Annotated in this window: 1 protein-coding gene; it reads right to left on the reverse strand. The window is 26.2% G+C overall.

Annotated elements, in window-relative coordinates:
- On the reverse strand, window positions 1–840 hold an 840-nt coding region (locus FPD38_RS07920), incomplete at its 3' end, for a phage baseplate assembly protein V (RefSeq protein ID WP_261798321.1).
- Window positions 841–906 lie beyond the last annotated feature (66 nt).

Raw genomic sequence — 906 nt, forward strand, 5'->3', positions numbered from 1 at the left:
AATGTAAAATTCTTCCTTGTCTATATCATTTTTTAAAGTGATTTCATTTCTTGCTTTTGCATCGGTATTATCTTTTCCTATAGTAGAATTAGAGATAGTTAGATAATGTTCATTTTTATAATTTAGATTATATTCTGTATTTTCTTGTAGTTTAAGTTCATCTAAGCCTTTATTATACATAGGTATAGCACTTAGATAATTTAGTGTTTGTTCAGCGATTTCTCTTTTGTATCTTGGGTAGTTATATTGTGGCATAGTATTCACCCCATTATACAAACTCCCACTAATAAAAGGCTTGTCTATATCATCATCTAAAAATGAAATAATAACTTCATCTCCTATTCTTGGTGTATGATAAAAACCTGAATGATTGCTTGCTACACTACTAGCTATTCTTAAGAATGGACTATGGTGATACATGTTTGTTTTATTATCTAATTCTTCTTGATTAGCATAAAGATTAATCCTTACTTTAACTCTTCCATACTCATCAGTATAAATAGTATTTCTTTGATTTTCTATATTAAAATCTTCTCCTATAACTATACCCATGGTATTAATTGGAGGTTTTGGTTTGGATTTAAAACTAGGTGTAAAGCTTAAAAAAGATGGAATAAGGGTTAAATTATTTGTATAAGATTTGCTTAGATTTAAGTCTTTAATATTTAAATTATCATTGGTGTTGATAGTGTTAGCTAAAATGGCATCATCGATTAAAATTTGTTCTTTTGCTATAATAGTATATTCTTTTGTAGTTTCTTTTTGAATATTGATTTTAATACTTTCATTTAAACTAAGATGATAAATATTGCTTTTTGCTTTTAGTATATTATTAAGCATAGTATTTCTTTTTTCTTTTAGGGTAGGGGATTGTTTTAAATTGATATTTTGTGTAAAGGAATACTC

Source organism: Campylobacter volucris (assembly GCF_008011665.1).
In the GTDB taxonomy this organism is placed as follows: Bacteria; Campylobacterota; Campylobacteria; order Campylobacterales; family Campylobacteraceae; genus Campylobacter_D; species Campylobacter_D volucris_A.